The 24690-nt window shown below is 57.1% G+C and carries 23 protein-coding genes; 17 read left to right on the top strand and 6 right to left on the bottom strand.

From position 1 onward, the window contains the following. The first annotated feature begins 21 nt into the window (after nt 1-21). The 13 genes from ACR0BF_RS16765 to ACR0BF_RS16705 all read left to right on the top strand — a co-directional run bounded on the left by ACR0BF_RS16765 (nt 22) and on the right by ACR0BF_RS16705 (nt 13439). The gene (locus tag ACR0BF_RS16765) at nt 22-528 is read left to right on the top strand and encodes a TRAP transporter small permease (protein WP_480521232.1); all 507 of its coding nucleotides are present in this window, start codon (nt 22-24) and stop codon (nt 526-528) included. Beyond that, nucleotides 525-1877, top strand: a complete 1353-nt coding sequence (locus ACR0BF_RS16760; protein WP_480478172.1) for a TRAP transporter large permease — start codon at nt 525-527, stop codon at nt 1875-1877. Before ACR0BF_RS16765 ends, ACR0BF_RS16760 begins: the two co-directional genes overlap by 4 nt. Next, nucleotides 1877-3064 carry a cytochrome P450 gene (locus tag ACR0BF_RS16755; protein WP_480625358.1) on the top strand — a complete coding sequence of 396 codons (1188 nt, stop codon included), beginning with the start codon at nt 1877-1879 and terminating at the stop codon, nt 3062-3064. The genes ACR0BF_RS16760 and ACR0BF_RS16755 overlap by 1 nt, the downstream gene beginning before the upstream one ends. A gap of 119 nt (nt 3065-3183) precedes the next feature. Continuing rightward, nucleotides 3184-5214 (top strand): phenylacetic acid degradation bifunctional protein PaaZ, encoded by a 2031-nt coding sequence (gene paaZ, locus ACR0BF_RS16750; protein WP_480625357.1) that lies wholly within the window; start codon nt 3184-3186, stop codon nt 5212-5214. Nucleotides 5215-5276: 62 nt separating this feature from the next. Further along, nucleotides 5277-6092, top strand: a complete 816-nt coding sequence (locus ACR0BF_RS16745) for a PaaX family transcriptional regulator C-terminal domain-containing protein (protein WP_480521238.1) — start codon at nt 5277-5279, stop codon at nt 6090-6092. Between the two features lie 189 nt (nt 6093-6281). Then, nucleotides 6282-7484: a 3-oxoadipyl-CoA thiolase gene (gene pcaF / locus ACR0BF_RS16740; protein ID WP_480476983.1), complete on the top strand. Its 1203-nt coding sequence runs from the start codon at nt 6282-6284 to the stop codon at nt 7482-7484. A gap of 15 nt (nt 7485-7499) precedes the next feature. Further along, complete coding sequence (gene paaA, locus ACR0BF_RS16735) at nt 7500-8477, top strand: 1,2-phenylacetyl-CoA epoxidase subunit PaaA (RefSeq protein ID WP_480476985.1); 978 nt, start codon at nt 7500-7502, stop codon at nt 8475-8477. Nucleotides 8478-8500: 23 nt separating this feature from the next. Then, entirely contained in the window at nt 8501-8785 is a 285-nt protein-coding gene (paaB, locus tag ACR0BF_RS16730) for a 1,2-phenylacetyl-CoA epoxidase subunit PaaB (protein WP_209507558.1), read from the top strand. Then, nucleotides 8785-9543, top strand: coding sequence for a 1,2-phenylacetyl-CoA epoxidase subunit PaaC (paaC, locus tag ACR0BF_RS16725; RefSeq protein WP_480521242.1), 759 nt, complete (start codon nt 8785-8787; stop codon nt 9541-9543). The genes paaB and paaC overlap by 1 nt, the downstream gene beginning before the upstream one ends. Before the next feature lie 6 nt (nt 9544-9549). Then, the gene (gene paaD, locus ACR0BF_RS16720; RefSeq protein WP_480521244.1) at nt 9550-10011 is read left to right on the top strand and encodes a 1,2-phenylacetyl-CoA epoxidase subunit PaaD; all 462 of its coding nucleotides are present in this window, start codon (nt 9550-9552) and stop codon (nt 10009-10011) included. A 13-nt stretch (nt 10012-10024) separates the two neighbouring features. After that, nucleotides 10025-11098 carry a 2Fe-2S iron-sulfur cluster-binding protein gene (locus ACR0BF_RS16715; RefSeq protein ID WP_480521246.1) on the top strand — a complete coding sequence of 358 codons (1074 nt, stop codon included), beginning with the start codon at nt 10025-10027 and terminating at the stop codon, nt 11096-11098. Nucleotides 11099-11111: 13 nt separating this feature from the next. Next, nucleotides 11112-11873 (top strand): Phenylacetic acid catabolic protein, encoded by a 762-nt coding sequence (locus ACR0BF_RS16710; protein WP_480625356.1) that lies wholly within the window; start codon nt 11112-11114, stop codon nt 11871-11873. 324 nt (nt 11874-12197) lie between these two features. After that, nucleotides 12198-13439, top strand: a complete 1242-nt coding sequence (locus ACR0BF_RS16705; protein WP_480625355.1) for an acyl-CoA dehydrogenase family protein — start codon at nt 12198-12200, stop codon at nt 13437-13439. Nucleotides 13440-13554: 115 nt separating this feature from the next. Here the strand turns inward: ACR0BF_RS16705 and ACR0BF_RS16700 are convergent, their stop codons facing one another. Further along, nucleotides 13555-14787: a urate hydroxylase PuuD gene (locus tag ACR0BF_RS16700; RefSeq protein WP_480625354.1), complete on the bottom strand. Its 1233-nt coding sequence runs from the start codon at nt 14785-14787 to the stop codon at nt 13555-13557. Between the two features lie 133 nt (nt 14788-14920). Beyond that, nucleotides 14921-15274, bottom strand: a complete 354-nt coding sequence (gene uraH / locus ACR0BF_RS16695) for a hydroxyisourate hydrolase (protein ID WP_480625353.1) — start codon at nt 15272-15274, stop codon at nt 14921-14923. A gap of 147 nt (nt 15275-15421) precedes the next feature. Here uraH and puuE point away from each other — a divergent pair, with 147 nt between their 5' ends. Genes puuE through ACR0BF_RS16680 form a run of 3 tightly spaced genes read left to right on the top strand, consistent with a single transcriptional unit; the run spans nt 15422 to nt 18796 of the window. After that, on the top strand, nt 15422-16834 hold the full coding sequence (gene puuE / locus ACR0BF_RS16690) for an allantoinase PuuE (protein ID WP_480625352.1): 1413 nt from the start codon (nt 15422-15424) through the stop codon (nt 16832-16834). Next, complete coding sequence (locus ACR0BF_RS16685) at nt 16831-17316, top strand: ureidoglycolate lyase (protein WP_480478180.1); 486 nt, start codon at nt 16831-16833, stop codon at nt 17314-17316. Before puuE ends, ACR0BF_RS16685 begins: the two co-directional genes overlap by 4 nt. 55 nt (nt 17317-17371) lie before the next feature. Then, nucleotides 17372-18796, top strand: coding sequence for a uracil-xanthine permease family protein (locus ACR0BF_RS16680; RefSeq protein ID WP_480625351.1), 1425 nt, complete (start codon nt 17372-17374; stop codon nt 18794-18796). Between the two features lie 143 nt (nt 18797-18939). Here the strand turns inward: ACR0BF_RS16680 and bhcD are convergent, their stop codons facing one another. The 4 genes from bhcD to bhcA form a co-directional block, all read right to left on the bottom strand. Beyond that, nucleotides 18940-19905, bottom strand: a complete 966-nt coding sequence (gene bhcD, locus ACR0BF_RS16675; protein ID WP_480496106.1) for an iminosuccinate reductase BhcD — start codon at nt 19903-19905, stop codon at nt 18940-18942. 113 nt (nt 19906-20018) lie between these two features. Then, nucleotides 20019-21182: a 3-hydroxy-D-aspartate aldolase BhcC gene (gene bhcC, locus ACR0BF_RS16670; protein ID WP_267366574.1), complete on the bottom strand. Its 1164-nt coding sequence runs from the start codon at nt 21180-21182 to the stop codon at nt 20019-20021. A 42-nt stretch (nt 21183-21224) separates the two neighbouring features. Continuing rightward, nucleotides 21225-22193 carry a beta-hydroxyaspartate dehydratase BhcB gene (gene bhcB / locus ACR0BF_RS16665; RefSeq protein WP_480496144.1) on the bottom strand — a complete coding sequence of 323 codons (969 nt, stop codon included), beginning with the start codon at nt 22191-22193 and terminating at the stop codon, nt 21225-21227. Then, nucleotides 22193-23383 (bottom strand): L-aspartate--glyoxylate aminotransferase BhcA, encoded by a 1191-nt coding sequence (bhcA, locus tag ACR0BF_RS16660; RefSeq protein ID WP_480625350.1) that lies wholly within the window; start codon nt 23381-23383, stop codon nt 22193-22195. Before bhcA ends, bhcB begins: the two co-directional genes overlap by 1 nt. A gap of 169 nt (nt 23384-23552) precedes the next feature. Between bhcA and bhcR the strand changes: the two genes are divergently transcribed. After that, a complete protein-coding gene (bhcR, locus tag ACR0BF_RS16655) occupies nt 23553-24401 on the top strand; it encodes an HTH-type transcriptional regulator BhcR (RefSeq protein ID WP_480521258.1) in 849 nt (282 codons plus the stop codon). Nucleotides 24402-24690: the final 289 nt, after the last annotated feature.

Raw genomic sequence — 24690 nt, 5'->3', positions numbered from 1 at the left:
TTCACCCGCTGGGGACCCGTTATGCAATCTCTCGTGACCTTTGCGCGTCGCGTCAGTATCGTGCCAACGCTGCTGGCCTGTGCCGCGCTATTCATCCTGATGGTGATGACATTCTTTGATGTCATCCTGCGCTCTGTCTTCAACGCCCCGATCGAGGCGGCGACAGAGCTGACCCGGATCCTGATGGCCATCCTCGTGTTCTCGGTCTTGCCGATGATCTCAGCAGGGAAGGGCCAAATCGCTGTGGACTTGACGGATGGGCTGTTTTCTCGCCTGCGGTTAAGCCGGGTGCGCGATGGGATCGTGTATCTGGTGTCCGGCGTCATGTTGATCTGGCCGATCCAACGTGTCTGGCTACTTGCCGAGCGCGCGCGGGATTACGGGGACGTCACGGAATACCTTTCGATCCCTGTCTTCTATGTAGGCTGGTTCATCTCGGGGTTCATAGCGATCACCGCTGTTGCAATGGTCATCACCGGCTTTTTGCACTTTCTTGCCCCCCATACCTTGTCGGAGCACCACCAATGACCGCTGCCCTGATCGGTTTTGTTCTTGTTCTTGTTCTTGTGCTGGTGCGCTTACCTATCGTGTTTGCAATGGGATTGGTCGGAACGCTTGGGTTTGCCTATGAACGCGGTGGCAGCATCCTGTCCGAGCGTGGGCTGAAAGCCGCGATGTCGATGGTGGGTCGTCAGATCACCGACACGGCGCAGGATTACGGCCTGTCGGTCGTCCCGCTGTTTATCCTTATGGGCTTGTTCGTGAATAAAGGTGGTCTTGCGCGCGAGCTTTACGCAGTTTCAAATGCTTTTCTGGGTCATTTCCGGGGCGGTATCGCCATGGCGACAGTTGCGGCATGCGGAGGTTTTTCGGCCATTTGCGGCTCGTCTCTGGCAACGGCGGCCACCATGTCCAAGGTCGCAATGCCGGAAATGCGCCGCTATGGCTATTCCGACGAACTGTCGACGGCATCGATTGCAGCGGGCGGTACGCTTGGTATCCTTATTCCGCCTTCGGTGATCCTGGTCATCTACGGGCTGCTGACCGAAACCTCGATTGGAAAACTTTTCGTTGCGGGTATCATTCCCGGTCTGCTTGGCATCCTGTTCTACCTGCTCGCCGTCCGCTGGACCGTCGCACGCAAGCCCGAGTCGGGACCGGCGGGTGAACGTCACGGCTGGGCCGAGCGTCTGTCGGCGGTGCGCTCAGTCTGGGCCGTATTGCTGCTGTTCTTTCTGGTGATTGGCGGATTGTACGGTGCATTCGATTTTCATCCACTGAACCTGACCTTCAGCCCGACCGAGGCGGCAGGCATGGGCGCAATGGGCGCTTTCCTGATCGCGCTGTCACGAGGCGGGCTTACTTTGGGGTCGACTTTTGAGGTGCTGAAGGAAACCACCTATACCGCCGCGGCATTGTTTTCCGTTCTGATCGGGGCACAGATCTTTTCGAATTTCATCAACCTTGCCGGTCTGCCTGAAGCGCTCATCGCGTTGGTTACGGCCTATGACGTTGAACCTTTTGTGGTGATCCTGATGATCCTTGGAATCTACATCATTTTGGGTTGCGTCTTTGAATCCCTGTCGATGCTGCTGCTGACGGTGCCGATCTTCTTCCCGTTGGTCACATCGTTGGGGTATGACCCGATCTGGTTTGGTATTGTTGTGGTTGTGGTGACTGAAATCAGCCTGATCACTCCTCCCGTCGGCTTGAATGTCTTTATTCTGAAAGGTGTGGTCGGGGATGTATCAACCGGAACAATCTTCAAGGGTGTCACTCCGTTCTGGGTGGCGGATATCTTCCGGCTGGCCCTGATCGTTCTGGTGCCGTGGTTGGTATTGGTTCTGCCTGAACAAATGGGGGCGATGGGGCACTGATGTTCTCTCTGACCGCGCTTCCTGACGGGTATCACACAGATCCCTATCCTGCCTACGCCGCGCTGCGCGAGGATACGCCCGTCTGCTGGCAGCCTGACGGATCGGTTATTCTGTCTCGGTACGAGGATCTGGACCTTATTTACCGGGACATCACGCGGTTCATATCGGACAAGAAAGCGGTATTTGGTCCAAAATACGGGGTCGACAGCCCCTTGTATGAACACCACACCACCAGTCTGGTGTTTAATGACCCGCCGCTGCATACCCGTGTTCGCAAGGTAATGGTCGGCGCGATGAACCCGCGCGCGTTGGCGCAAATGGAACCGGGTCTGATCCAGCTTGTCGATGGGCTGCTGGACGAGATGCAGGTCAAAGGCAATGTCGAACTGATCGAGGATTTTGCCGGAGCAATCCCGATTGAGATCATCGGCAATCTGCTGGGTATACCACGATCCGAACGCGGGCCATTGCGCGATTGGTCTCTCGCCATTCTTGGTGCTTTGGAGCCGCAATTGACGCCAGAGCAGGAAGAGTGGGGTAACCGCTCGGTCTCGGACTTCAAGGGCTTCCTGCGGCATATCATCGAGGATCGCCGCGCCAACCCCGGAGATCCGGCAACGGATGTCCTCACCCGGCTGATCCAGGACGACACGGATGGTGGCCTGACCGAGGTAGAGCTGTATCAGAACTGCATATTCATCCTGAATGCGGGGCATGAGACGACAACGAACCTGATCGGCAACGCATTGGAGCTGTTGGACCGGCACCGCGACAAGCGGGCGGAGTTGCTGGCTGACCCGAACCTGATCGTTCCGGCTGTGGACGAGTTTCTGCGGCTGGAAAGCCCGAACCAGTTCGGCAATCGCCTGACCACTGTTGATGTAACGTTCCACGGTCAAACCATTCCGGCTGGTACCGATGTTCATCTGTGTATCGGTGCGGCCAACCGCGATCCACGGCAGTTTGACCGGCCCGACGAGATGATCTTGGACAGACGCCCCAACAAGCATCACGCCTTTGCCGGAGGGCCCCATACCTGCGTCGGCCTGACCCTCGCGCGTCTGGAGGGCCGGGTGGCCGTCGGCCGGTTTCTGACCCGTTTTCCAGACTATCGCATCACCGACGGCGCCGAGCGGGGCGGGCGTATCCGGTTTCGGGGATTTGCACGATTACCCGCGCGGGTCTGAGAAACCCGGCTTGGGAAAATTGCTTGGTAAATTATTGACCGACCGTACGGTTTAAAATATGATTTCGCGAGACCGGCCTATGGCAGCGCGGGGATCGCGACTAAGACGAGGAGACGCTCATGACTATCCAACAGATTTCCAGCTTTGCAGCCGGTGAGTGGGTTTCGCCCGGCGAGGGTGCCCGCGCAATAACAAGCGCTGTGACCGGCGAGGTTATCGCCACAGCGGGTAACAGCGCGTTGGATGTCCAGGGGATGTTGGACTATGCGCGCAATGTCGGAGGGCCGGCACTGCGCAAAATGACGTTCCATGAACGCGCCAAAATGCTCAAGGCGCTGTCCGTCCATTTGGGTCGACACAAGCAGGTCATGTATGATTTGTCTTTCAACACCGGTGCGACGCAATCGGATCATATGATTGATATCGACGGCGGCATCGGAACGATGTTTGTCTTTGCCGCAAAAGGCCGTCGTGAAATGCCGGACGGTCATGTCTATCTGGATGGCGATGTCGAGCAGCTTTCGCGCAACGGTACTTTCCTGGGGCAGCACATCTGCACCCCGCTACAAGGCGTGGCAATTCACATCAACGCGTTCAATTTTCCGGTTTGGGGGATGCTGGAAAAGCTTGCCCCAACCCTTCTGGCGGGCGTTCCGGCGATTGTAAAACCCGCCACGAGCTCGTGTTATGTGACCGAGCTGTGTGTTCGGTTGATGCTTGAGTCCGGCATCTTGCCAGCGGGTGCATTGCAGTTGGTCTCGGGTGGTTTGGGTGACATGCTGGACCGTCTGACCATGCAGGACGTGGTCAGCTTTACCGGATCCGCCGATACGGCCCTGAAACTGCGCTCCAACCCGGTGATCCTTGAGAACTCGGTACGGTTTGTTGCGGAACAGGACAGCCTGAACTGTTCGATCCTTGGCCCCGATGCCGCGCCGGGCACGCCGGAATTTGACCTCTTCGTGAAGGAAGTCCAGCGCGAGATGACCACGAAGGCAGGGCAGAAATGCACCGCAATCCGCCGGATCATCGCGCCCGAACCGCAGGTACAGGCGGTAATTGACGCGCTGTCGGCGCGACTGGCGAAAACGGTCATCGGTGACCCAAAGCTGGAAACCACCCGTATGGGTGCGTTGGTTTCGAACGGTCAGAAGCGTGATGTTCTGGAGAAGACCGCTATCCTTGGGCAAGAGGCCGAGCGTGTCTTCGGCAACCCCGATGATTTTGTGGTTGAGGGCGCTGATGCCGAAAAGGGTGCGTTCCTACCACCCATGCTCTTCCATTGCGCCAATCCTGACGCGGCGCAACGTGTGCACGATACCGAAGCCTTTGGTCCGGTCAGCACTGTGATGGGGTATCGCGATCTTGACCATGCCATTGAGCTGGCGAACCGGGGGCAGGGCTCTCTTGTGGCGTCAGTAATCACCCATGATCCAGAAGTGGCGCGACAGGTTGCCATGGGATCAGGGGCTTATCACGGGCGTCTGTATTTCAACAACCGTGACTCGATGAAGGAATCCACCGGTCATGGTTCCCCTCTGCCGCACATGGTTCATGGAGGTCCGGGACGCGCCGGTGGCGGCGAAGAAATGGGCGGGGTACGGGGTGTGAAACACTATATGCAGCGCACCGCTATTCAGGGATCGCCCGATCTGCTGACAGCGATTGGACGAAAATGGGTGCCTGGCGCGACCGAAGTCGAAGGCCCTGCTCATCCCTTTACCCGCCGGTTTCACGATTTGTCGATTGGCGAGACCCTTCACACGGCGCCAAGAACTATCACCATGGAGGACATTGAACACTTCGCCGACTTCACCGGTGATACCTTCTATGCGCACATGGATCAGGCAGCGGCGGAACGTAACCCGTTCTTCCCGGGCAGGGTTGCACATGGGTACTTGCTGTTGTCTTTCGCAGCCGGATTGTTCGTCGAACCGAACGAGGGGCCGGTTTTGGCAAATACCGGTCTTGACGGGCTGCGTTTCATGAAACCGGTCGAGGCTGGTGACACCATCAAGGTTCGTTTGACGGTCAAGCACAAGACCAAGCGCAATGACGACTACGGCGAGGTTCGCTGGCACGTTACCCTGACGCAGCAAGACGATGAGCTGGTCGCAGAATACGAGTTACTGACCATGGTTGCCTACTAGGCACAAGTGCAGGTGCGCAGGGGCTGGATGGCAATTCCCTCCGGCCCGATTATACTGTGCTTATGAAAGATACGGCCCCAGAATGGTTCGAAACCTGCGTCAGCCAGTTGACCACAACTGGCACGCAACGTGTGTGGTCTGTTTTGGTCACGATTTTCGGTGATCTGGCCCAGAGCGGGTCTGACCAGGTTAGTGGCGCGCTGATCACAGCGCTGACCAACCTTGCAGGGATCAAGGCCGAAGCCACGCGTGTTGCGCTGCACAGGCTGCGCAAGGAAGGCTGGATCGAAAGTACGCGGGTCGGGCGAAACAGCGTTCACAGATTGACCGAATTTGGCCGTAGTCAAAGCGCCGCCGCCGCCCCGCGCATCTATTCCCGCGAGACGAATACACCAGAAACTTGGCATGTGCTTATCGCCAACAGTTCAGACAGTTCGCGAAAAGAGTTAGCGGATCTGATGCTGACCGGAGATTATATTTCGGTTAACCCCACAACAGCCATGTCTGCAGGCCCCACCCCCGAGAACCTTGAAGAACTGCTGGGTGTTGAAAGCAGCGCCATTTCGGTTCCAGGCTGGCTGCGCGACCTTTGTGGTCCTGAACAGCTCAAGTCTGCCTATGATCAGTTCTTGCACTCCCTTCAGAGCACCGAGCAACTGTTGCCTGTCGATGGCGTCGATGATCCGTTGAAAATAGCGGTGCTGCGCGTATTGATTGTGCATGGGTGGCGTCGTTTGGTTCTACGCCATCCATCCCTGCCTCCGGCCTTTTTGCCTGTTGGTTGGAAAGGCGCGGAATGTCGAGTGGCTGTGTCCCGACTGCTGGGACAATTGCCCAAACCGAATCTTGCCACGCTGGAATCTGCGGTGGGTGGTTAACTCGTTTTTTGCCGAGCCCGGGATGGCGCTTTTGCGGGCTGGAAGGCGGATGTGAAAGAAGCGTCATTTAATGTTACAGAAAACTGATAGAGACGATTACATGGTAACATAAAGCTTGCGCCGAATCGATTGAGCATTTATTAACCGACCAGACGGTTAATGCTCGTGTTCCAACAGGAGACGCAATTGATGGACGCTTTCATCTGCGACGCAACCCGCACCCCGATTGGGCGGTATGGTGGTGCGCTTTCATCGGTTCGCACGGATGATCTGGCGGCTATCCCGCTGGCGGCCCTGATGGCGCGCAACCCGCAAGTCGACTGGACCAGTGTGGATGACGTCATTTATGGCGATGCCAATCAGGCAGGAGAGAGCAATCGCAACGTTGCCCGGATGGCGTCCCTGCTGGCCGGATTGCCGACGGACGTACCTGGAACAACGATAAACCGCTTGTGTGCCAGTGGCATGGATGCCGTCGGAATGGCGGCGCGTGGCATCAAGGCAGGCGATTATGATCTTTCAGTTGCGGGTGGCGTGGAAAGCATGTCGCGCGCACCGTTTGTAATGCCCAAAGCGACGTCGGCGTTTACGCGCAGCAATGCGGTTTACGACACGACGATTGGCTGGCGCTTTGTGAACCCAAGGCTACAGCAGCAGTATGGTGTCGATTCCATGCCGCAAACGGCTGACAATGTGGCCGAAGATTATGGGATCAGCCGTGAAGACCAGGACGCCTTTGCCGAGCGCAGCCAGGCACGATGGGCTGCGGCGCACGCGGCAGGCGTGTTCCAAGAAGAAATCACGCCGGTTTCAATTCCACAGCGCAAGGGCGATCCGATTGTTGTCGATACGGATGAACATCCGCGCCCGGGAACCACAGCGGAAAAACTCTCGGGCCTCAAGGGTGTGAACGGGCCGGACAAAACTGTGACTGCAGGGAATGCCTCGGGCGTGAATGATGGTGCAGCCGCGATCCTGATGGCGAATGAAGCGACAGCGACAAAGAACGGCCTGACCCCGATTGCCCGTGTGGTTGGCATGTCCGTCGCGGGTGTCGAGCCTCGGGTCATGGGTATTGGTCCGGTTCCTGCCAGCCGAAAGGTTTTGGCGCGCGCCGGGCTGAGCATCGACCAGATGGATGTGATCGAGTTGAACGAAGCTTTCGCGTCGCAAGGTTTGGCAACGCTGCGAGAGTTGGGCCTGCCCGATGACGCCGCCCATGTGAACCCGAATGGCGGCGCAATCGCCCTTGGCCATCCATTGGGGATGAGCGGCGCCCGACTTGTGTTGACCGCAGCGTACCAACTGAAACGCACCAAAGGGCGCTATGCGCTTTGCACAATGTGCGTCGGTGTCGGGCAAGGCGCTGCACTTATTCTTGAACGCGTGTAACGGAGGAGACGGGACATGTATGCCCAGATGGTAGAATCCGAGGCGTCTAACGATGATCCTGAAAAGCTTGCTGAATTTCAGGCGCGGATCGACGCGGATATCAAGATCGAACCCAAGGACTGGATGCCTCAAGGGTATCGTAAAACGCTGATCCGCCAGATCGGACAGCACGCGCATTCCGAGATCGTCGGACAATTGCCCGAAGGGAACTGGATCACGCGTGCGCCGACGCTGCAACGCAAGGCAATCCTTCTAGCCAAGGTGCAGGATGAAGCTGGCCATGGGCTTTACCTGTATTGTGCGGCCGAAACACTGGGTGTCAGCCGCGATGAGATCACCGAGATGCTGCTGGACGGTCGCATGAAATACTCGTCGATCTTCAATTACCCGACGCTGAACTGGGCGGATATCGGCGCCGTAGGATGGCTGGTCGATGGGGCTGCCATCATGAATCAGGTGCCGCTGCAAAGAACGTCTTACGGGCCGTACTCACGCGCCATGATCCGCATCTGCAAGGAGGAAAGCTTCCATCAGCGTCAAGGCTATGACGCGATCCGCAAGATGGCCGAAGGCACGCCCGAGCAGCGCAAGATGGCGCAGGACGCGATGAACCGCTTCTGGTACCCGTCGCTGATGATGTTTGGACCGTCCGACAAGGATTCCGTCCACTCCGCGCAGTCGATGGCCTGGAAGATCAAGATCAACACCAATGATGAGCTGCGCCAGAAATTCGTCGACCAGACCGTCCCACAGGCCGAATATCTGGGTCTGACAATCCCCGACCCGAACCTGAAGTGGAACGAGGAGCGCGGGCATTACGATTTCTCAGAGCCGGATTGGTCGGAATTCTTCGATGTGATCAAGGGTAACGGTCCCTGCAACGTCGACCGTCTGGCGGCGCGCAACAAGGCCTGGGATGACGGCAAATGGGTGCGTGACGGGCTGTTGGCCCACGCGCGCAAGAAACAGGCCGGCAATCTGGCCGCCGAATAAGCTTACCCTGAGGAGGAAACCCGATGAATACCGAATGGCCCCTGTGGGAAATCTTCATCCGCGGTCAACATGGGATGAGCCACCGACATGTCGGCTCGCTGCATGCCCCGGACGCGGAAATGGCGATCAAGAATGCACGCGACGTCTATACCCGCCGCAACGAAGGCGTGTCGATTTGGGTGGTAGAAGCCAACAACATCTCGGCCTCGTCGCCCAGCGACAAAGGCCCGTTGTATGAGCCCAGCGAAAGCAAAGTGTACCGCCACCCGACATTTTTCGACATCCCCGAAGAAGTGGGGGCGATGTGATGACCCGCGACGAAGCGTTTCAGCAGTTCCTGCTGCGGATGGGCGACAATACCCTGATCCTGGGCCATCGCGTCAGCGAATGGTGCGGCCACGCGCCAGTGTTGGAGGAGGATATTGCACTGGCCAACACGGCGCTGGACCTGATTGGACAGACCCAGATGTGGCTTGGCCTTGCCGGAGAGATAGGTGGCGGCAAAAGCGCCGATGATCTGGCATTTCTGCGCGACGCGTGGGATTTCCGCAATGTGTTGCTGGTCGAGGTCCCGAACGGTGATTTCGGTCGCACCCTGATGCGCCAATTCCTGTTCGATGCCTGGCATTCGGTCATGCTCGGCCGTCTTCTGACATCCTCTGACGATCGTGTCGCCGCGATTGCTGCCAAAGCCAGCAAGGAAGTCGCCTATCATCTGGAGCGTTCGGCAGAAACGGTCGTAGGTCTGGGTGATGGAACAGAAGAAAGCCACACCCGGATGCAGGCAGCGCTGGATTACCTCTGGCCATATGTAGGCGAGATGTTTGTCAGCGATGACATCGACGCGCAGATGGTTGCTACCGGGATCGCGCCGAACCCGGCCGATCTGCGCGAAGAATATGATGCGCTGGTCAAACGGGTTCTGGCCAAGGCGACATTGACCCTTCCGGAAAGCCGATTTGCCCATAAAGGCGGGCGTGACGGGCGCATGCATACGGAACATCTGGGGCACCTTTTGACGCAGATGCAGTGGTTGCAGCGCGCATATCCCGGTGCAAGCTGGTAACATGTGATGCAACGCCACTCGACCGACCAGATCTGGGACTGGCTGGATGCCGTACCGGATCCCGAGATTCCGGTAATCTCGGTTGTCGATCTCGGGATCGTACGCGATGTGCGTTGGGATGCCGAAACGCTGCTCGTGACGGTGACGCCAACCTATTCGGGCTGTCCGGCAACATCCGTCATCAGCATGGATATCGAAACCGCGTTGCACGATCACGGTATCAAAGACGTGCGGATCGAAACCTGCATCTCACCAGCCTGGACAACCGATTGGCTGAGCGAAAAAGGCCGCGCCAAGCTGGAAGAGTTTGGCATCGCCCCGCCACAACCGGCGGGCGGGCCAGAGCGCTGCCCGCATTGCGGCAGTAAAGCGGTTGAAAAGGTCAGCCAGTTCGGCTCGACCCCGTGCAAGGCCCATTGGCGCTGTACCGACTGCCTGGAACCCTTTGACTATTTCAAGTGCATCTGAGGAGGAGCACCGGATGGCACGTTTTCATGACCTGAAAGTCACCGACATCCACAAAACCATCCGCGATGCGGTTGTCGTGACGCTTGAGCCTGTCAACGGCGCGGCGGATCAGTTCGATTTCACCGCAGGCCAATACCTGACGTTTCGCCGCGACTTTGACGGAGAAGAACTGCGTCGGTCCTACTCCATTTGTGCGGGCAAGGATGACGGGGTACTGCAAGTCGGGATCAAACGTGTCGAGGGCGGCGCATTCTCCAGTTGGGCCAATTCCGAGCTTAACGTCGGGGACGTTGTGCAGGCGATGCCACCGATGGGCAGCTTTCACACTCCGATCGATGCTGATGCGGAAAAGCAGTATCTCGGTTTCGCTGGCGGCTCTGGCATCACGCCGGTTCTGTCGATCCTGAAGACAACCCTGACCCGCGAACCCAAGTCCCGCTTTACGCTGATCTACGCCAACAAGGGCATCAACACGATCATGTTCCGCGAAGAGCTGGAAGATCTGAAAAACCTCTATATGGGCCGCCTGAACGTAATCCATATTCTTGAGGCGGATGCACAGGAGATCGACCTGTTCACCGGTCTGGTGACGCAGGAAAAATGCGCCGACCTGTTCAAACATTGGGTCGATATTCAGAACGTGGACACAGCCTTTATTTGCGGTCCCGAGCCGATGATGCTGGGGATTGCTGCAGCGCTGCGCGCGCATGGTCTTGACGACAGGCAGATCAAGTTTGAACTCTTTGCCAGCGCTCAGCCGGGCCGGGCCAAACGCAAGGAAGGTGCGGCAGATGCGGGCACGCAGGCGAACCAAACCAGCGCATCGATCACTCTTGATGGGTCCACTCAGACGATAACTCTGCCCAAGGACAAATCCATTCTGGACGCTGCCTTGGAAAACGCCATGGACGCCCCTTACGCCTGCAAGGCCGGTGTTTGTTCAACCTGCCGCTGCCGCGTTCTGGAAGGCGAGGTCGAGATGCTCGCCAATCACGCGCTTGAGGATTACGAGGTTGAAAAAGGCTATGTACTGAGCTGTCAGGCCTATCCGGTCACCGACCGCGTGGTCGTGGACTACGACCAGTAAAGGGAGAAGACAGATGACTGACACCATGACACTCGACAGCTATCTGGCCGCCGGCGGTGTGCTGACCAACCCGACCAATGTTCCGCCGCGCTACCGCGCCGAACTCATGAAGCTGATGGCCACGTTCGTGGACAGCGAACTTGCCGGTGCCGCCGGATTCGCAGACATCATCAATCAGGGTCCGGGAATCAAGGAACGTATCGCAGCCGCGAGGATTGTTCTTGAGAAAACGGATCACGCCGATCAGGTTCTCAGGATAATGGGTGAGTTTGGGGCCGATACCGAGAGATATGCCACACATCATCCGTGGACGGCCCGCCTGGATCGTGACGCAGATATCGGTGCGACCCGCAGCGCGCATGACATGCGCCTTGCGGTATTCAATTATCCGATCTCGGGCTGGACTGACGCCGTCATCATGAACCTGCTGATGAGCCGTGCGGTCATGGAACAATTGGCCGAGTTTTCAATGGTTTCCTACCAACCGTTGGCTGAAGCTTTCCGCAGCATCGCCCCGGTCGAAGCCCATCATGGCGCGTTGGCGTTGGAAGGTGCTGTGAAGCTTGCCGGGAACGGAGAGACCGAGCAGATGCAGGATGCGGTTAACTATTGGTGGCCGCGTGTCGCTGTATCCTTTGGTGGCGATGATCTGAAACGGTTTGAGCTTCTGAAATCGCTGGGCTTGCGCCACAATGGCAACAACGCACTGAAAGAGCGTTGGGTTCAGACAGCATGTGCCGCCGTGAAACAGCTGGGTCTGAAACCACCGGTCTAGTTCAGTGTGAACGCCAAAGGCGGGTTGAGAGGCAATTCCGGGCGTGGGCGATGTGAAACTCGCCCGGCGGTGCAAATCTCCGAATGCGGCCCGTTCATCCCCTTAGGTATTGTTGGTCCACCAGGTTCTGAGAACAATGACCTGACGTTTCACGCCGGCAGGTTGCGGTATTGGTTTTTTCCTCTTTTCATATCGGAGTGATTGCGCAAACTGAGCGTAATCAAGCGCCGGATTAAACTCACCAGAAGATAGTGCCTTGGCGGCCGTTCTGGCGCGAGCAGAGTTTGAGGACATCACCGCCACAACGCACCGGAAGGAACCGCCATGGATTTTGCCCCATCGCCGCGCGCCACGGAAATGTATGACCACCTGAAAGCGTTTATGGAGGCGCATATCTACCCGCGCATACGCGATCACAAAGAAGAAATGGCGGCAGGCAGTTTCCCGGTTTCGTTTATGGAAGATCTCAAGGCGTTGGCCCGGGCCGAAGGGTTGTGGAACTTGTTCCTGCCCAGCCTGCGCGACGATGAACCCGGCACCCGGCTGAGCAATCTGGAATACGCGCCGCTGGCCGAACTTATGGGGCAGGTGGCCTGGTCTTCGGAAGTGTTCAATTGCAGTGCGCCGGATACCGGCAATATGGAACTGTTGCACATGTTTGCTACTCCGGAACAGCGCGAGACATGGCTGGTGCCGCTGTTGAACGGTGAAATCCGATCCTCTTTTGCGATGACTGAACCGGATGTGGCCAGTTCGGACGCGACCAATATTACCACTTCGATACGGCGTGAGGGGGATGAATACGTCATCAATGGCCGCAAGTGGTTCATCACAAACGCCTGTCACCCGAACACCAGATTGTTTATCGTCATGGGTAAAACGGATCCCAATGCGGATCGGCACAAACAACAAAGTATGGTCATTGTCCCGAAGGACACGCCCGGTTTTGAGATTGTTCGCAACCCCACCATTCTGAACATGCACGACCCTGAAGGCCATGCCGAGCTGGTCTTCAAGGATGTGCGCCTTCCGGTCAGCAATCTTTTGGGCGAGGAAGGCAGCGGGTTCGCTCTGGCGCAGGCCCGGCTTGGTCCCGGTCGCATCCACCATTGCATGCGTTCGATCGGTGCGGCGGAAATGGCGCTTAACCTGATGGTCGAACGCGCGCAGGAACGGAAAGCGTTTGGCAAGCAGCTTGCAGAACAGGGCGTTATCCGCGAGTGGATCGCCAAATCCCGGCTGGAGATCGAACAGGCGCGGTTGCTGACCCTGAAAGCGGCCTGGAAGATTGATCAGGTGGGCGCAAAAGAAGCATTCCGAGAGATTTCATTGATCAAGGTCGTGGCGCCCAATGTACATGCTGCTGTCACGGATCGCGCGATGCAGGTCTTTGGGGCGATGGGCATGACCCCGGATACACCGCTGGCCGACAGCTATACCTGGGCACGCGCGCTGCGATATGCAGATGGGCCGGATGAGGTGCATTTGCAGGCGATTGCCAAGCAAGAGTTGAAGAACTCGAATTTTGGCATGTCGGCCCAATGGCTGACCCCTCCATCGCGCTAGGCCGGGGGCGGCATCAGGTCTTGTGCGCCCTGCTTTGTTTGAGCGGCAGAAACAAGGTACTTGTCCCGCGGCAGGGGGTAGGAAGTGAAGGGTAGGATGTAGCCCTGCGAAAATCCTACTGCCCTCTGACCTCGCGCACCCATGCGATGATGGTTTGGCGCGCTTCCACGTCCATTTGAACCGCTGAAGGCGGTGGCATGGCATGGCTGATCCCGGCCTGCAGGTAAATCTGGTCGGCGTGCCGGGCTACATCGCCCGGCGTTTCCAAATAAACTTTCTTCGGGGCCCATTTCATGGTGCCATAAACCGGCTCGCGGGCATGACACATCGAACAATTGCCCAGCACAGTGTCATAGGCTTCTTCAAACCCAGCAGCCGACGCAAATTTTTCTTCGTAAGGTGTCAATGCCCTTGCTTCGGCGTTCTCCCATGTCTCGCCGGTTCTGACAGAAGACAGCCATGCGATCACGATCATGAGGATGACAGTGACACCCCAGGTCCAGTGCGGCCCTTTCCCGGTTGCGTGCATCGTGTTGAAGTAGTGACGAATGGTCACGCCGGTCAGAAAAATCAGGCTGGCGATGATCCATGAATACTGGGTGCCAAAGGCCAGAGGATAATGGTTTGACAGCATCAGGAACACGACAGGCAAGGTCAGGTAGTTGTTGTGCGTCGAACGCACCTTGGCGATTTTCCCATATTTGGCGTCCGGCGTCCGACCCGCCTTGAGGTCTTCCACCACGATCCGCTGGTTGGGCATGATCTGGAAGAACACATTGGCCGTCATGATGGTTGCGGTGAACGCACCCAGGTGCAAAAGCGCGGCACGACCGGTAAAAATCTGATTGTAACCCCATGACATGGCCACCAGAATCACGAAAAGCAACAGCATTAGCGCGGTGGGTTGCTCACTCAGGCGCGACTTGCACATCTGGTCGTAAAGCAGCCAGCCGATAGTCAGTGACCCGCCTGAAATCAATATCCCCTGCCACAACGCCAGGTCCGCTTTGGTCGGATCAAGCAGGAACAACTCGCCCCCGACCCAATATATGATCATGAGCAAGGCCGCACCCGAAAGCCACGTCGTATAGCTCTGCCATTTGTGCCAGGTCAGGTGCTCGGGCATACGCGCGGGTGCGACAAGATATTTGACGGTGTGATAGAACCCACCCCCGTGCACTTCCCACTCTTCGCCATAGGCCCCTTCTGGCAAGGCAGGGTTCGGCTTAAGCATCAGGTCGAGCGCGATAAAATAGAATGACGCACCGATCCACGCCATCGCCGTGATCACATGCAGCCAGCGGACGGAAAAGGCCATCCACTCCCACAAAACAGCCAGGTCATACATGGCGTTGCTCCTACATATCCAAGTTCTTTGGCACTCTAGGCGACAGAGGTTTCATCGGGTATTGCTACGAAAGATCAAGCAGTATCAAAAATAACAATACAATGTCAGTCTACAGGATCACGCGGTGCAACGCTCAGCTGCCGCGATAGGTCGCGTAGCTGAAAGGCGAAAGTAGCAGCGGAACATGATAGTGGGCGTGTTCGGACATCCCGAACCGGATCGGGATCAAATCCAGAAAACGCGGGCTTTCAGGCGGCACGCCAGTGGCGTCGAGGTATTCGCCCGCATGAAACACCAACTCGTATTCGCCCGTCGAGAACTCGGCCTCGGGAAGGATTTGTTCATTGGTGCGGCCGTCCTCGTTGGTGAGCAGAGTTTTCAGCAACGTGCGGTCTGTTCCGTTGATCCGGAACAACTCGATCTTCATCCCACTGGCAGGGCAGCCCCGCGCCGTATCCAGGACATGTGTTGTAAGGTAACCGGCCATTTGCACCTCTCGCTAAGTATTGCTGTTACTATTGCAATACCCTAGCGGCAGGCAAAGGCAGTCTGTCAAAAGACTGCTTACAGTATTTTTTGAAAAACATAGGTGATTGTTTGGGTTATTCGTCTTTTCACCAAGAGGGAAATTGATGTGACGCGGTATCCACGAGACATGACCGGCTATGGCCGGCAAGTGCCAAACGCAAACTGGCCAAACGGGGCCAAAATCGCAGTTCAGATTGTGCTGAACTATGAAGAAGGCGGCGAAAACAACGTTTTGCACGGGGATGCCGCATCCGAGGCGTTTCTTTCCGAAATCACCGGTGCGGCCCCTTGGCCCGGGCAAAGGCACTGGAACATGGAATCCATCTACGAATACGGCAGCCGCGCCGGATTCTGGCGGGTGCATCGGCTTTTACAGGACCTTCCTGTTACGGTTTATGGCGTTGCCACAGCATTGGCCCGTGCACCGGCGCAGGTTGCGGCGATGAAGGCCGCAGGCTGGGAGATTGCCAGCCATGGCCTGAAATGGGTTGAGCACAAGGACATGGATGCGGAAGAAGAACGCGTCCAGATCCGTGAGGCGATCCGGCTTCATGCCGAGGTTGTGGGCAAACCACCGCGTGGCTGGTACACGGGCCGCTGTTCGATGAACACGGTCGATCTGGCCGCCGCCGAAGGCGAGCTGGCCTATATTGCCGACAGCTATGCCGACGATTTGCCTTATTGGGTCAAGGCTAGTGGCAAGGATCAGTTGATCGTGCCTTACACAATGGATTGCAACGATATGCGGTTTGCAATTCAGGCGGGCTATACCAACGGCGAACAGTTTGAAAGCTATCTCAAGGACAGCTTCGACATGCTCTACGCCGAAGGCCAAGCGGGCGAGCCGAAGATGCTTTCGATCGGACTGCATTGCCGTCTCATCGGCCGCCCTGGTCGCGCCATGGCCCTGAAACGCGCACTCGACCACTTCAAGAAACATGACGGGGTCTGGTTTGCCACCCGCGAACAAATCGCTGATCACTGGGCGCAAACGCATCCGCCAAGCCAACGGCTGACCCCGTCGGAAATGGACCGGCCAAATTTTGTTGCTGAATTTGGCGGTGTGTTCGAACACAGCCCGTGGATTGCCCAAGCGGCCTTTGATCTGGAGCTGGGCCCCACATATGACAATGCCGCAGGTGTTCACAACGCGCTGGCGCGCGTATTCCGTTCCGCCACAACCGAGCAGCGGCTTGGCGTCCTGACAGCCCACCCTGATTTGGCAGGCAAACTTGCTGCTGCGGGACGTCTGACCAAGGAAAGCACGGCAGAACAGGCTGGGGCAGGTCTGGACATGCTGACGGATGAAGAACGTGTGACCTTCACGACCCTGAACGACGCCTACACAACCAAGTTCGGCTTTCCTTTTATCATTGCGGTCAAGGACAACACCAAAGCAAGCATTCTGGAGGCTTTTCACCGTCGGATAGATAGTGACCGAGACACCGAATTCGCTGAGGCCTGCCGTCAGGTCGAACGGATTGCCGAGTTGCGGTTGATCGAGAAATTCGCGCAATGACATCCACGCTGAAACTCCGGCCACTGACCGCCGAGGCCTTTGCGCCGTTCGGCGATGTCATCGAGGTGTCTGGGGCGGTGGACAAATACATCAATCAGGGAAAATGCGCACGATACCATGATCGCGCCCAGCTGGATTTCCATGAGGGGCGCGCAGGGATCAGCGTTTTCCAATCCCGGGCCTTCAACCTGCCTATCAAACTTGAAATGGTCGAGCGCCACCCCGACGGCAGCCAGGCCTTTCTGCCGCTTTCAGATAAACCCTTTGTCGTTGTTGTGGCGCCCGACAACGCGGGTGTGCCGGGTGAGCCTGTTGCATTCATCACCGCGCCCGGACAGGGCGTGAATTATCACCGGAACACCTGGCACGGGGTTCTGACACCGCTTCATCCCCCCGGGTTGTTCGCCGTGGTCGACCGAATAGGAAACGGGCCAAACCTTGAGGAGTATTGGTTCCAGAACGCCTACACGATCACTGAATAGGGGACATTGCCGGAAGAGGGGCCGGCCCACGTAGTTTTTTGGGAGGAAAAACGCGATGTCAGATGCAACTTTAGGGACGCCGGAGCAGCTCCGTGACCCGAACTACACCCCGCCAATTCTGAAGGCGGTTCCTTTGGGAATTCAGCACGTGCTGGCGATGTTCGTTTCCAACGTCACGCCAGCGATCATCGTTTGCGGTGCGGCGGGTTTCGGGTTTGGTTCGAACAGCCCCGATTTCCCGCAGATGATTTACATGATCCAGATGTCGATGTTCTTTGCGGGTGTTGCGACACTGTTCCAGACCATTGGGCTGGGGCCTGTTGGTGCCCGCCTGCCAATCGTGCAGGGGACGTCATTTGCCTTTATTCCGATCATGATCCCGTTGGTGGTTGGAAAGGGCGTTGATGCGATTGCCGTATTGATGGGTGGTATAGTCGTTGGCGGCCTGTTTCATGCCAGCCTTGGGTTGTTCATTGGCCGTATTCGCTTTGCGCTTCCGCCCTTGGTTACCGGTCTTGTTGTCACCATGATCGGGCTTGCGCTTGTCAAAGTCGGCATCCAGTACGCGGCAGGCGGTGTACCCGCCATCGGTACCGAAGAGTACGGCTCTGGTCTGAACTGGCTCATGGCCGGAACTGTGATTGTTGTTACTTTGGGCCTGAAGTTTTTTGCCCGTGGTATGCTGTCGGTGTCGGCGGTTCTGATTGGCCTGTTGGTCGGCTACGTGGTGGCATTCGCACTGGGTCAGGTGAATTTGGGCAATGTCGGGCGCGCGTCTCCGTTTGCCATGCCGAACCCGTTTCACTTCGGTATCGAGTTTTCATTCGCGGCGATCATTGGGTTCTGTGCGATGTCTTTCGTGTCGGCTGTTGAAACGGTCGGGGATGTGTCCGGTATCACCAAGGGCGGCGCGGGACGCGAGGCAACCGACAAGGAAATTCAGGGCGCGACTTTTGCCGATGGTCTTGGAACTGCTGTATCAGGCATCTTTGGGGCCCTGCCGAACACGTCGTTCAGTCAGAATGTCGGCCTGATCGCGATGACCGGCGTCATGAGCCGCACGGTCGTAACCATAGGTGCCCTGTTCCTGATCATATGCGGGCTTATCCCCAAGATCGGCGCGGTGATCTCGTCCGTTCCGATCGAGGTTCTGGGCGGCGGTGTGATCGTGATGTTCGGTATGGTGGTTGCAGCTGGTGTCTCGATGCTGTCGGACGTGACGTGGAACCGCCGCAACATGGTGATCTTTGCGATTTCACTCAGCCTGGGTCTGGGCTTGCAATTAGAGCCCGGCGCTTTACAGCATCTGCCCGGAACTCTCAAAGTTCTGGCGACATCCGGGATATTGCCTGCTTCTATCATTGCCATTGTCTTGAATCTGGTTCTGCCCGAAGAGCTTTCGGATGAAGCGACGGAAGAGGTGTCCGGTGGAATGGCAGGCCACGGGTTGGGCTCTATCAAACAGGACGATCACGTCTGACCGGTTCAGCCCGGAATTGTAGATGAAAAAGCGGCGCACGTAGTGCGCCGCTTTTTGGTTTCAGGCCTGGCAGGCTTGGCCCATCGCTCACATAAGAAACGCGTATTTCGACGCGACGCTTAGGCGACCACACGGGGATGCCATCAGAAATCGACCTCAATCGCGATGCCTTTCTGTACGGCCAGCTCGACAACAGACGCAGCAACCGCCAGATCCTGAAGACCTACGCCAGTGCCATCGAACAACGTGATCTGATCGTCTGATGTCCGGCCCGGGTTCGTTCCGTTGATGACCGCACCCAACTGGACCAGGTCACTTTCCCTGATCAGGCCCTGTGCCACGGCGTGTTGAGCCTCGCCAATCGAAATCGACTGTGCGATTTCATCTGTGAATACAGATGCTTTGGCCAGCAACGCCGCCTCGACTTCCTGCTTGCCCTTGGTGTCCGTTCCCATGCACGCGATATGCGTTCCGGGGCTGACATGGTTTGCCATCAGCGATGGTGCAAAAGCCGAGGTGATCGAGATTATGACATCCGCTTCGGTCATGCCATCAAGTTCGACCGCTTCAAACGGAACACCGGCTTCACTGGCGACCTTTTCAATGTTGGGCAGCATCTCGGGGTGGTAGTTCCAGCCAAGGACCTTTTCAAAGGTGTGGGTCTCCAGCGCCGAGCGTAGCTGAAAGGTTGCCTGATGCCCGGCCCCGATCATACCGATCACCCGCGCGCCCGCACGGGCAAGGTGCTTGATAGATACAGAAGAGGCCGCTGCAGTGCGCAAGGCCGTCAAAAGGTTGCCGCCAACCATCGCCGACGGTTTCCCGGTGTCAGGGTCAAAAAGAAAAACAGTGGATTGGTGATTGATCAACCCGCGCTTTTCCAGGTTGTTCGGCCAATACCCCCCGGCCTTCAGGCCCAGTGTCAGCCCGGCGCGATCAAACCCGCCTTTAAAGCCGTACAGAGCGTCCTCATGCCCGATGGCTTCGCGCACGACAGGAAAGTTGTAGGCGTCCCCTGCGGCCATAGAGGCAAAGACCTGTTCGACGGCTTCAAAGGCCGCGTCGCGGGTCATGAGGTTGGCGATTTCGCGCTCGGGTACGATCAGCATGTCATTCTCCATTCAAAATTCGTGCGCCCGTGCGTTTCACCGACAAAAGCGGGCGCGCACGGGCGACTGTCCGGCCATGTTTGGCCGAAAGCTTATTCTTTGAGCAATCAGGCTCAGTACGCGCGGCCGCGGGCTGACACTGGCCACACGCATTCGACCTTGCCATTCCGGACGCCCACATACCAATCATGTACGTTTGCGGTTGGGTCACAGTGCCCCGGCACCAACTTTAGCTTGTCATTGACCTTGAGCGCCCCGCTCGGATCCATCACGACGCCATGTTCATCCGAGCATTTGATGTATTCGACATCGTCACGCCCGAAAACAACAGGCAGACCGCTATCCACCGACTGAGCCTTGAGACCCGCATCGACGATTGCCTTGTCAGCCTTGGCGTGGCTCATGACGCTGGTCAGGATGAAGAATGCGTTTTCCCATTCGCCCTGGTCGATCCGGTTGCCGTTCTCGTCCAGGATGCGACCGTAATCGGCATCCATGAACGCATAAGACCCGCATTGCAGCTCATTATACACGCCCGAGTTGGATTCGAAGTAGTATGACCCAGTACCGCCGCCCGAGACCAGCTCGCACTCGATACCCTCGGCTTTAAGGCCGTCTACTGCGTCTTTGACCATCGCGATGGCGGTATCCAGTTTCTCCTTGCGTGCCTCATAGCTGTCGAGGTGTTGCATTGCGCCCTGATAGGCCTGAATTCCGCTGAATTTCAGGTTGTCAGCAGCCTCAACCGCCTTGGCGATTTCAATCACTTCGGGTGTCGTTGTGACCCCGCACCGACCTGCGCCGCAATCGATTTCCACGAAGACTTCCAGCTGTGTTCCATGCCGGACAGCCGCCGCCGAAAGGTCAGCGACGTTTTCCAGATCATCGACACATACAATAATGCGGCTGCCCAGTTTTGGCAGGCGTGCGAGGCGGTCAATTTTGGCCGGGTCACGCACCTGGTTCGAAACCAGAACGTCCTTTATCCCACCACGAACGAACACTTCGGCCTCGGAAACTTTCTGGCAGCAGACACCGACGGCACCACCGATTTTCTCTTGCAGCTTGGCCACGTCGACCGACTTGTGCATTTTACCATGCACGCGGTGACGCATCCCGTGCGCTTTGGCATAATCGCCCATCTTCCTGATATTGCGTTCAAGCGCGTCGAGATCCAAAATCAGGCTGGGTGTCTGGATATCTGCTTCGTCCATGCCGGGCTTGGCCGGAATGTCGTAACCTACTTCGAACTGGTCGAGAGTGCTCATATCTTTCATCTCCGTAATCCTATACCGGGATTGTTTTTTGTTGGGGTATATTCAGGCGTTCATCCAGGGCAGCCGGTCCAGATCGACATTGCCACCTGTAACAATCAGTCCGACACGCTTGCCCTTGAAGGCGTCCGGGTTCTTGAGAACCGTGGCCAGCGGAACGGCCGAAGATGGCTCCATCACAATCCGCAGGTGCTTCCATGTCAGTTTCATCGCATCGATGATCTCCTGCTCGGAGGCAGTGTAAATTTCTGAAACGTGGTTCGATACGAAATGCCAGGTGAGATCCTTCAGCGGAACCAGCAACCCGTCAGCAATAGTCTTTGGAGCATCATCCGCGATGATATGACCGGCCTTGAAGCTGCGATAGGCGTCGTCTGCCTGTTCGGGTTCTGCCGCGATGACCGCTGTTTCTGGGGCCAGATTGGACAGGGTCAAACAGGTTCCGGACACCATGCCACCACCGCCGATTGGCGCAACGACCGCGTCCAGACCGTCGGTCTGCTCGATAAACTCGCGCGAACAGGTGCCTTGCCCGGCGATGACCCGAGGATCGTTGTAGGGATGAACAAAGTCACCGCCCGTAGCCGCCTGAACCTCGGCAAATGTCGCTTCGCGCGACGAGGTGGAGGGTTCGCATTCTGTAATCTTCCCTCCATAACGGCGGACCGTATCCTTCTTGGCCTGCGGCGCTGTCCGAGGCATGACCACGTTGCAGGGAATGCCCCGTTTCATCGCCGCATAAGACAGGCACGAGGCGTGATTGCCCGAAGAATGGGTGGCGACACCTTTTTCAGCCTGTTTCTCATCCAGCCCAAAAACCGCATTCGCAGCACCTCGTACTTTGAAAGCGCCTGGTTCCTGAAAGTTTTCGCATTTGAAGAACAGCTGCGCGCCTGACAGTTCATTGAGAAAGTCCGAAGTTCGCACCGGGGTGCGGCGGATATAGGGTTTGATCCGGTCATGCGCCGCAAGCATGTCTTCATAGGTTGGGATATACATTGTGCAATCCTTCATCATGCCGCGTTCTTCTGAACGGAACCGGGATGGCCGCGATAGTATTCCTGTGCGGCGGCAACTCCGGACCCCAGGTCGATATTCAGTCCCAGGTCAACCATGCACATCTCGGCAGTGGCGATCCCGGACAGAGCCATGACATCCGTCAGGCTGCCCAGATGCCCGATCCGGAACACCTTGCCCGCGACCTCACCAAGGCCCACGCCAAAGGCAACGCCGTATTTTTCAGCTGCGTGCGTGACAATATCCGTCGCGTTGAAGCCGTTCGGCGTACGGATTGCGCTTACGGTATCGGAATAGACCGCCGGGCTGCTGGCACAAAGCTCCAGCCCCCACGCCCCCACAGCGGCACGGACCCCTTCCGCAATCCGGTGGTGCCGGGCAAAAACGTTCTCCAGACCTTCACTCAGCAGCATAGAGCAGGCTTGATTGAGGCCATTCATCAACCCGACAGCGGGTGTATAGGGGTAAGCATTGTTGGCGTATCCCTTGGTCATGTCCCGGACGTCAAAGAATGTGCGGGGCAGAGTGCCGGTTTTGGTTGCTTCCATCGCTTTCCGGCTGAAACCGACGATGGCAAGGCCAGCGGGTAACATGAAACCCTTCTGCGACCCCGTAACGGCAACATCCACGCCCCATTCATCAAACCGGAAATCCATCGACGCGATTGATGAGACACCATCAACAAACAGCAGGGCCGGGTGTTGCGCGGCAGTCAGCGCCTTACGCACAGCAGCGATATCCGACTTCACGCCAGTTGCCGTCTCGTTATGCGTGGCTAGAACAACCTTGATCTCATGGCTTTTGTCGGCGGCAAGGATTTCTTCGTACCTGTCAGCCGGCAGCCCATCGCCCCACGGGGTTTCGACGATCTCAACATTCAGCCCATGGCGCTGGCACATATCGATCCATCGATGGCTGAACATGCCGTTGCGGGCCACCAGAACCTTGTCACCGGCGGACAGCGTATTGGTCAGGGCGGTTTCCCAGCCCCCGGTTCCGGTCGACGGGAAAATGAAGACTTCGGCGCTGTCGCTTTTCAGAATGTCCCGCACGCCCGCGCGCGCAGGATGCAGGATTTGCCCGAACAATGGCGAACGATGGTCGATCGTGGGCATATCGCAGGCTTTGCGCAGGCTTTCCGGGATGTTCGTCGGGCCCGGGATGAAAACGGGGTTTTGAAAGCTCATGGATGGTCTCCTTCCGTCCTTGCCAGCACAATAAGTTTCATCAACCCGATTGGAAATTTTTTTGAAAACGCATTTCAGAATTCGTGATAAGAGATTTAACTTATAGTTGTCAGTGAGTTATATTTTTCATATCCTGAAAAAGTCTTTCATAAATGATCAGAGGGTTTTTATGGAATTGCAAGACAATGACCCGAAACTCCGTCGCAAAGCCCGGGGAAGACCGCGGGGGTGGGACGACAAAACCGCGCAGAATACGATCAAATCACTGGATCGGGCGATGGAGGTTTTCGAATATCTGAGCCAGGCGCAAGGCAAAGCTCTTACTGAACTTTCAGATGAAATGCGTCAGGCACCGGCCACCGTTTATCGCATCCTCGTGACGTTACAGGGCAGGGGTCTGGTCGAGTTCGACCATGAAGAACAGGTTTGGCACATTGGCCCGCAGGCGTTTGTGATCGGCTCGCGGTTTTTGCGTCGTACCAGTCTGGTGGAACGGGCAAGGCCGATCATGCGCAAATTGATGGAAACCACGGGTGAAACCGCCAATCTGGGAGTTGAGAAAGAAGGTCTGGTGCTGTTCCTGAGCCAGGTTGAAACACATGAAAGTATCCGGGCGTTTTTTCCGCCCGGTACATTGTCACCCATGCACGCGTCGGGCATCGGAAAAGCGTTATTGGCCCACATGGACGAAGACAGATTGAACCGAAGGTTGGCCTCAGCGAATTTACAGGCTTTTACGGATCAGTCGATTACCGGCGCTGAGGCGTTGAAGAAAGATCTTGCAGCAATCAGATTGCGGGGTTTTTCCGTGGATAACGAAGAAAAGACTACGGGTATGCGATGCATTGCAGCACCCGTTTTCGATATCAACAGAGAGGCTGTCGCGGGGCTTTCAGTGTCCGGGCCAACCAGTCGCGTCGGAGCGGCCGAAATCGAACGGCTGAGCCGCCCGGTGATGGAAGCAGCGCGCCAGTTGACGCTGGCTATTGGTGGGACAGTTTTGCCACCGCAACCCTAAGGCTTTGCCGTCAGATTGCGGCGAACGCTGACCCCGGATCCGCTTGCCGCGCCACAACACCAACGCGCTGAGACGCGCATTGTGCACAGACAAACTCAACAGCAGAACAGGCGTGACCCTTACCGGTTATCTGATTTTCAGCTCCCCGCGTTACTGTGCGACTTTTTGTTTGTGTTTGTTGAACTGTTGGTCGAAGAGGTTTTTGAAGGGGCCGTTTTTCTGCATGAGTTGGTCGAGGTTTCCCTGTTCGGCGATAGCGCCGTCCTGGATGACGATGATCTTGTCTGCC

The organism is Ruegeria sp. AG7 (genome assembly GCF_056541545.1).
The sequence above is the reverse complement of the archived record's forward strand: the minus strand, read 5'-3'. Positions and strand labels throughout refer to the sequence as shown.

What these genes read in the sequence shown, in the direction of transcription:
- paaZ (WP_480625357.1), top strand. Translation starts at nt 3,184, where the DNA reads ATGACTATCCAACAGATTTCCAGCTTTGCAGCCGGTGAGTGGGTTTCG.
- ACR0BF_RS16705 (WP_480625355.1), top strand. Translation starts at nt 12,198, where the DNA reads ATGGATTTTGCCCCATCGCCGCGCGCCACGGAAATGTATGACCACCTG.
- bhcR (WP_480521258.1), top strand. Translation starts at nt 23,553, where the DNA reads ATGGAATTGCAAGACAATGACCCGAAACTCCGTCGCAAAGCCCGGGGA.
- ACR0BF_RS16745 (WP_480521238.1), top strand. Translation starts at nt 5,277, where the DNA reads ATGAAAGATACGGCCCCAGAATGGTTCGAAACCTGCGTCAGCCAGTTG.
- bhcA (WP_480625350.1), bottom strand. Translation starts at nt 23,383, where the DNA reads ATGAGCTTTCAAAACCCCGTTTTCATCCCGGGCCCGACGAACATCCCG.
- bhcD (WP_480496106.1), bottom strand. Translation starts at nt 19,905, where the DNA reads ATGCTGATCGTACCCGAGCGCGAAATCGCCAACCTCATGACCCGCGAC.
- ACR0BF_RS16715 (WP_480521246.1), top strand. Translation starts at nt 10,025, where the DNA reads ATGGCACGTTTTCATGACCTGAAAGTCACCGACATCCACAAAACCATC.
- paaA (WP_480476985.1), top strand. Translation starts at nt 7,500, where the DNA reads ATGTATGCCCAGATGGTAGAATCCGAGGCGTCTAACGATGATCCTGAA.
- pcaF (WP_480476983.1), top strand. Translation starts at nt 6,282, where the DNA reads ATGGACGCTTTCATCTGCGACGCAACCCGCACCCCGATTGGGCGGTAT.
- ACR0BF_RS16760 (WP_480478172.1), top strand. Translation starts at nt 525, where the DNA reads ATGACCGCTGCCCTGATCGGTTTTGTTCTTGTTCTTGTTCTTGTGCTG.
- uraH (WP_480625353.1), bottom strand. Translation starts at nt 15,274, where the DNA reads ATGGCCGGTTACCTTACAACACATGTCCTGGATACGGCGCGGGGCTGC.
- paaD (WP_480521244.1), top strand. Translation starts at nt 9,550, where the DNA reads ATGCAACGCCACTCGACCGACCAGATCTGGGACTGGCTGGATGCCGTA.
- bhcC (WP_267366574.1), bottom strand. Translation starts at nt 21,182, where the DNA reads ATGAAAGATATGAGCACTCTCGACCAGTTCGAAGTAGGTTACGACATT.
- ACR0BF_RS16755 (WP_480625358.1), top strand. Translation starts at nt 1,877, where the DNA reads ATGTTCTCTCTGACCGCGCTTCCTGACGGGTATCACACAGATCCCTAT.
- bhcB (WP_480496144.1), bottom strand. Translation starts at nt 22,193, where the DNA reads ATGAAGGATTGCACAATGTATATCCCAACCTATGAAGACATGCTTGCG.
- ACR0BF_RS16765 (WP_480521232.1), top strand. Translation starts at nt 22, where the DNA reads ATGCAATCTCTCGTGACCTTTGCGCGTCGCGTCAGTATCGTGCCAACG.
- ACR0BF_RS16685 (WP_480478180.1), top strand. Translation starts at nt 16,831, where the DNA reads ATGACATCCACGCTGAAACTCCGGCCACTGACCGCCGAGGCCTTTGCG.
- paaC (WP_480521242.1), top strand. Translation starts at nt 8,785, where the DNA reads ATGACCCGCGACGAAGCGTTTCAGCAGTTCCTGCTGCGGATGGGCGAC.
- ACR0BF_RS16710 (WP_480625356.1), top strand. Translation starts at nt 11,112, where the DNA reads ATGACTGACACCATGACACTCGACAGCTATCTGGCCGCCGGCGGTGTG.
- paaB (WP_209507558.1), top strand. Translation starts at nt 8,501, where the DNA reads ATGAATACCGAATGGCCCCTGTGGGAAATCTTCATCCGCGGTCAACAT.
- ACR0BF_RS16680 (WP_480625351.1), top strand. Translation starts at nt 17,372, where the DNA reads ATGTCAGATGCAACTTTAGGGACGCCGGAGCAGCTCCGTGACCCGAAC.
- ACR0BF_RS16700 (WP_480625354.1), bottom strand. Translation starts at nt 14,787, where the DNA reads ATGTATGACCTGGCTGTTTTGTGGGAGTGGATGGCCTTTTCCGTCCGC.